3 protein-coding genes are annotated in these 6,528 nt (G+C 43.9%); 2 read left to right on the top strand and 1 reads right to left on the bottom strand.

Annotated elements, in window-relative coordinates; genetic code table 11:
- Positions 1 to 466 precede the first annotated feature (466 nt).
- Both V7K42_RS27870 and V7K42_RS27865 read left to right on the top strand, forming a co-directional pair.
- A complete protein-coding gene (locus V7K42_RS27870) occupies positions 467 to 5,566 on the top strand; it encodes a CHAT domain-containing protein (RefSeq protein ID WP_334920828.1) in 5,100 nt (1,699 codons plus the stop codon).
- A gap of 126 nt (positions 5,567 to 5,692) precedes the next feature.
- Positions 5,693 to 5,920, top strand: a complete 228-nt coding sequence (locus tag V7K42_RS27865; protein WP_334920826.1) for a hypothetical protein — start codon at positions 5,693 to 5,695, stop codon at positions 5,918 to 5,920.
- A gap of 120 nt (positions 5,921 to 6,040) precedes the next feature.
- Here V7K42_RS27865 and V7K42_RS27860 read toward each other — a convergent pair.
- Positions 6,041 to 6,528: HAD family hydrolase (locus tag V7K42_RS27860; RefSeq protein ID WP_334920824.1), on the bottom strand; the 488-nt coding region annotated here is incomplete at its 5' end.

The raw sequence follows: 6,528 nt of genomic DNA, 5'->3' as shown, positions 1-6,528 counted from the left end.
GTTATTTCGGCATACTCATTTGTTATTTCGGCATACTCATTTGTTATTTCGGCATACTCATTTGTTATTTCGGCATACTCATTTGTTATTTCGGCGTACTCATTTGTTATTTCGGCGTACTCATTTGTTATTTCGGCGTACTCATTTGTTATTTCGGCGTGTCCATAACGCACCCTACGAAACTACTAGAATTGAAACCTATACTATTACAGCATGGCGTAAATAAACCACCCATTCCAAATCGATGAAACGCTTATAGTATCTTAATTTTGAATGCGTGAATTTTGAATTTAGCCCTGCGGTACTAGTCATCCTTGTGTGTACACCGTAGCAGGAGTGGGGGAGAGGTTTGGAAGCGGGATTCTAAGAATAAGTTGCACATCGTGTTAATTAACAACAATTTATTCTAAGTGATACCCCTGAGCATTATATTGTGGTAACAGGTAGAAAACTTGGGAATACTTCGATGTCACCACCGATCTCCATAGTCATCGTCAATTACAACCGCGAGTCTTACCTTGGAGTAGCGATCGCTAGCGTCTTAGCGCAGACATGGCAAGACTTTGAGCTACTAATTTGGGATGATGGCTCTACAGATGGCTCGGTGGCGATCGCTCACGCTTATGCTCAACAAGATGGGCGAGTCCGGGTAGTCCAAGCACACCATCAGGGAGTTGCTGCGGCTTGTAAGGCAGCGATCGGTCAAACTAGCGGTACTTACGTTGGTTTTGTAGACAGTGATGATATCCTAGCCCCTACCGCCCTCGCCGAAACCGCAACAGTCCTCAACTGCCATCCAGAAACGGGATTTGTTTACACCGACTATCTAAATATTGATGAAGAAGGCAAAGTCATCGGCTACGGTCATCGCTGTGACATTCCTTACTCCCCAGAAGGTCTGTTAGTAAACTTCATGACTTTCCACTTCCGCCTCATGCGCCGTTCAGTTTACGACCGAGTGGGAGGTATCAACGCATCTTTTAGTGGTATTGCTTACGATTACGACCTGTGTCTACGACTTTCAGAAGTAGCCCAGGTGCGCCGAGTTAAAGATCCACTCTACCTCTACCGAAATCACTCTCAAAGCCTGTCTGTCACCAAAAGAACAGAACAAATTCTCTGGTCTGGTAAGGCGATCGCTCAAGCACTTTGGCGACGCGGATTAGCAGAAAAGTTACAAATTGATGTAGAATTGCCCGCAGGTCGCTTCATATTGCGGCAAAAAAAATCTTTACTACACAAAATCGCCGCTTCAGTGCTAGCTATTTTGCCTCTGGTAAGTGCCACAAGTGCAAAATTAGCTCAAGCACAACAAATTGTCCCTGCTGCGGATGGGACAAACACAATTGTTACACCCAACGGAAATCGACTTGATATCAGCGGCGGGACAACTTCTAGAGATGGTGTTAACCTCTTCCATAGCTTTCAACAGTTTGGGATTTCACCAGAACAAATCGCCAACTTTCAAGCTAGTCCAACACTGCAAAATATCCTTGGTCGAATTACAGGCGGGAATCCCTCGGTCATCAATGGTTTAATTCAGGTAACAGGTGGCAATGCTAATCTGTTCTTAATGAATCCAGCCGGATTTGTTTTTGGATCGAATGCCAGCTTAAATGTACCTGGTGCTTTCACCGCGACAACAGCCAATGGCATTGGTTTTGGCAGCAGTTGGTTCAATGCTATCGGTGTTAATGACTACACCGCTTTAGTTGGAAACCCCAATGGATTTGCTTTTAGTATGAACCAGCCAGGAGCGATCGCAAATGCTGGAAATTTGGCAGTAGGGGCTGGGCAAAATTTAGCCTTATTGGGCGGAACTGTAGTCAACACCGGGCAAATCTCAGCACCGGGAGGACAGATTACTGTCACATCCGTACCGGGACAAAATTGGGTGCGTCTCAGTCAACCAGGAAATCTGCTGAGTCTAGAAATTCAGCCCCTCGCTTCTAGTAGCAATCAACCCAATAACTGGACAATTCCCATCGCCTCTTTACCTGAATTACTCACAGTTGGTAATACAGGGTTAACAGCTAATCCTGATGGAACTGTAAAATTAACAGATAATGTGACAATTCCGACAACACCAGGAACAACGGTTGTCTCTGGCAAAGTAGATGTATCCAGTCAAACAGGCGGTACTGTAACTGCTTTGGGTAAAAAAGTCGCGGTGATTGATGCCAATATTAACGCCTCTGGGAATAATGGCGGCGGTACTGTGCTAATTGGTGGAGATTATCAAGGTAAGGGGACTTTACCTAACGCAGATCGGACTTATGTGGACTCAAAATCCGTTATTAATGCCGATAGTAATTTGAATGGAAATGGTGGACGGGTAATTGTTTGGGGTAACGACACAACCCAGTATTTTGGAAAAATTTCGGCTCGTGGAGGAGCAAATGTTGGCAATGGTGGAAATGTCGAAGTATCAGGCAAAAATTTCTTAAATTTTAACGGTTTGGTAGATACTTCAGCCGTCAATGGCAACTTTGGCACTTTATTACTAGACCCCAGCACATTGACCATTATCGATGGTGCAGCAGGGACAGGTGATTTTGATGCCACAGCAGGTAATATTGTCTTTGGCGATGCAGATATTGGGGCTAATACAGTTTCATGGGGTGCGATCGCAGCTTCGGGTGCAAATATTAACTTACAGGCCACAGGCAATATTACTATCAATAACATCACCGGAGCGACACCCGGAGTAACTACCCCTGGTGTCGCTACATTAAGCTTGGGCGGTGGTAGCTTCAGCCTGACCTCACAAAATGGTTCTGTAAACTTTGTTGACCCTACCAACACAATCAAGACAACCGGAGGAGTAATAAACATTTCGGGAGCCAGCCTGTTATTGGGAAATTTAGATACAACTCCTAATTTCAATAGAAGTGGCGATGTAAACTTGTCTGCCAGTGGCAACATTAGTGCAGGCAACATTATTGCCAGTGGACAAGGCTACTCAGCAGGTAATGTTCAAGTCATCAGCAGCAATGGTGGAATTACCCTGAATCAGATCGACACTAGCGATAGTGGAGGGCTTGGCAATGCCACGGGTGGAACGGTGACTTTGACGGCGGCAGGCAATATCCTGCTCACAAATACTATTAATTCTTCTTCCAATAATGCTGGTGGGTCAGGGACTGGTGGAAATGTACAAGTTAGTACCACCGCAGGTAGTATTACCACAGGGGGAATAAACTCATCTGTAGCTAAGACGGGAGGCGGCAGTTTTATCGGGGCAGCTGGCGCAGTCAGCTTAACTGCCACAGAGAATATCACCGTTAATGATGGCATTAATGCCTCAGCGATCGCCACCGAAGTGGATGGGACTGGAAATGTTACAGGTGGCAACGTTACTTTACAGACCACCAATAATGCTGGTAGCAATATTCGTTTTAGCAACATCAACACTCAGGCGATCGCCGATGATTTTGTTGATGGGAACACTGTTCAAGGTGGCAATGTGCAAGTGTTAACCAACGGACTGATTCAAGGAATAGGAGCGGGTGATGCGATCGCTACTGGTGGATTTTTTACTAATGCAGGAGATACTAATGCTCAACCTCTTGTGGGAGGTACTATCAGAATTCAACACGATGGTGGCCCAAACAATGTGGATTTTATCGTAGGTGATGCAAGTGTCAATGGTACAGCAGGATCGCTTAATATAGGGGATTCAATCATCGCTTTGGGTAACTTCCCAGTCCTACCTAATGGCGGAGATGCTAGCGGCACCCCAACTGGCATCACTATTACTTCAGTCAACACCCCGCCGACATTAAAGGCAAACTCATCGCTACCCAATACCCAGACCAATCAACCAGTAACCTTAACATTCTCTAGTTTGGCTGCACTGGCCAGCGATGCAAATAATGACATCACCTCCATCCAGGTTGATGTAGTGAATACAGGAACTCTCACTGTCAATGGCCTTCCCGTCGTCCCTGGTGTTACTACCTTATCTAGCAACGATACTTTAGTGTACACACCTCCGGCAGATACTAACGGATCGCTAAATGCTTTTGTAATTAGTGCAAATGACCGCGTTTCCTCTTCTGCACCTGTACAGGTAGGAATCAACGTCAGTCAGATTTCTACCCCAATTCCTACTCCAATTCCTACTCCAATTCCTACCCCAATTCCTACTCCAATTCCTACCCCAACTTTTAACCCGACTCCTACCCCAACTCTTCCCCCCTGCTCATTCCAATGCACTCCAGGTAAACCAGTTAACCCTGTTCCAAATAATCCTAATATTGATAACCCCGTTATTAATACCGATCCCACACCCGAAAGTGATTTCACAGATGATTTTGCCGACCATTTAGGCATCCCTACTCCTAGAATCAAAACACTAGATGATGCTAAAGAAATTGCTCGTAAAATTGAGGAGGCGACTGGTGTTAAACCTGCATTTATTTACATCAGTTTTGTCCCGGTGGAGATAATACCAGAGAGAAATTTAGGCAAAGCTGAAAAGTTTACCAAACAGTTAAATACTTTAGCAGAACAGGATAGCGATCAACTGGAAATAGTCGTAGTAACTGCAAAAGGCAACCCCATCCGTAAGCGCATCCCCGAAACAACCAGAGCTAAAGTTCTCAAAGTAGCTCAAGAATTTCGCGATCAAATAGTTAGTCCACAAAACCGTCGCCGCACTGGTTATTTGCGTCCATCGCAACAACTTTATCGCTGGATTATTGCACCACTAGAGGCAGATTTACAGGCAAGAGAAATCAATAATCTGGTCTTTTTACCAGATATTGGATTACGTTCAACCCCAATGGCAGCACTTCATAATGGCAAAGGGTTTCTAATAGAAAAATATAGCATTGGCTTGATGCCTAGTCTGAGCTTGACTAACACCATTTATAAAGACATTAAAAAATCTCAAGTCTTAGCGATGGGCATTTCTCAGAGTACTCAGGGACAAGAGCCTTTACCAGCAGTTCCTCTGGAGTTATCAACACTGGTGTCTAAACTCTGGCAGGGCAAATTATTGTTAGACAAGCAAGCCACTTTAGAAAATCTCAAAACTATCCGCCGCCAACAACCTTTTGGAATTATTCACATGGCAACCCATGCCGATTTTGCTATCGGCGCTTTGAGTAATTCTTATATTCAACTGTGGGAGGACAAGTTACGCTTGAACCAATTACGACAGTTGCGCTTGAATGAACCTGAAGTTGAAATGCTGGTGCTGAGTGCTTGTAGAACAGCTTTGGGTGATGAAGAGTCGGAGCTGGGATTTGCAGGTTTAGCTGTGCTAGCAGGCGTAAAAACTACTGTTGCCAGTCTTTGGTCGGTTAATGATGCTGGTACAGCAGCCTTGATGACGAAATTTTATGAAAACTTGAGGACATCTCGGATTAAAGCAGAAGCCCTCAGACAGACTCAGTTAGGTATGGCAAAAGGACAGATTTACGTAAAAAATGGTCAAATACAAGGTTTAGGAGCAGTGGGGAGCCTGCCTCTACCTAATAACAGTGGTGATGAAGGGGAGCAATTACTTACCCATCCTTATTATTGGGCTGGATTCACAATGGTTGGCAATCCTTGGTAAAGTGGCAAGATTAACTCTACTTTCACCCTTTTACCCTTTCTGTCTATCGATGTTCAAAAATCAAATATGATTTTTATAGAATTGGAATATAGCTAGCATTACAGCTTTTAAGCAATAAATATCGTTATGAGTAGCGTAGTCTTATTATTAATTGGTTTAGGAACTTCTTTGTTGGCTTGGAGAAGTAAAGACGAAATTCATCGCATTGCGGCTATGTTAGCTGGAACAATTTCTCTAGTTTGGGGGTTTGCTTTAGCTCCCGTGTCATTTCAATTGGTATTTGAAATCATCTCAGTTTTAGCGACTTTCTTTGTTTGTATGCGTTGTTTGGGTTGTGGTTTTAACCAAGATTGATTTTTAACTTGATAACGTATTAGCTTTCTGACTTCTTCAAGAGACAGATTTAGTAATTTAGCAGTCATCGCTTCTATAGGACTAGTATTTGATTTTTGAAATATGCGTAGATGCTAGTATTTAAGCATTTGCGCCCAGGATAGAAGAGTCATAGTGCTGTAGTAAATCTTCTGGATCGTCATAAATTGCGATCGCTTGAGACAGTTGTTCATCGCTAAAGCCACCGCAACGCAAAGCAATCACGCCTACCCCTGTTTTGCCAGCAGACTCAATATCGTAGGGAGAATCTCCTAGCATCACTACTTTATCGGGTGTCATTTTCCCTTTTTTCAACGCGGCTTGTACAATGTCAGGAGCAGGTTTAGATACTTCGGCATCATCGGATGTAGTTACTTCCGATAGCAAGTCATCTACTTGGGCAATGTTGAGCATGATGTCAAGTTCTTCAGAAGTCGCTGAACTAGCAACAACTAGATGCAATCCCGATTTTTGCATCTTTAATATTAAGTCTCTAGGGCGTTGTTGCGTGAATAGGGAAAAATGGTAAATTTTACTTATCCCCATTGGGCAGCTAATTTGATCATGGATACGAAAGCCAAAGCCAACTA

The organism is Nostoc sp., from assembly GCF_036917455.1.
In the GTDB taxonomy this organism is placed as follows: Bacteria; Cyanobacteriota; Cyanobacteriia; order Cyanobacteriales; family Nostocaceae; genus Nostoc.
Note: the sequence above shows the minus strand (reverse complement) of the source record. Positions and strands in the feature narration are given on the sequence as shown.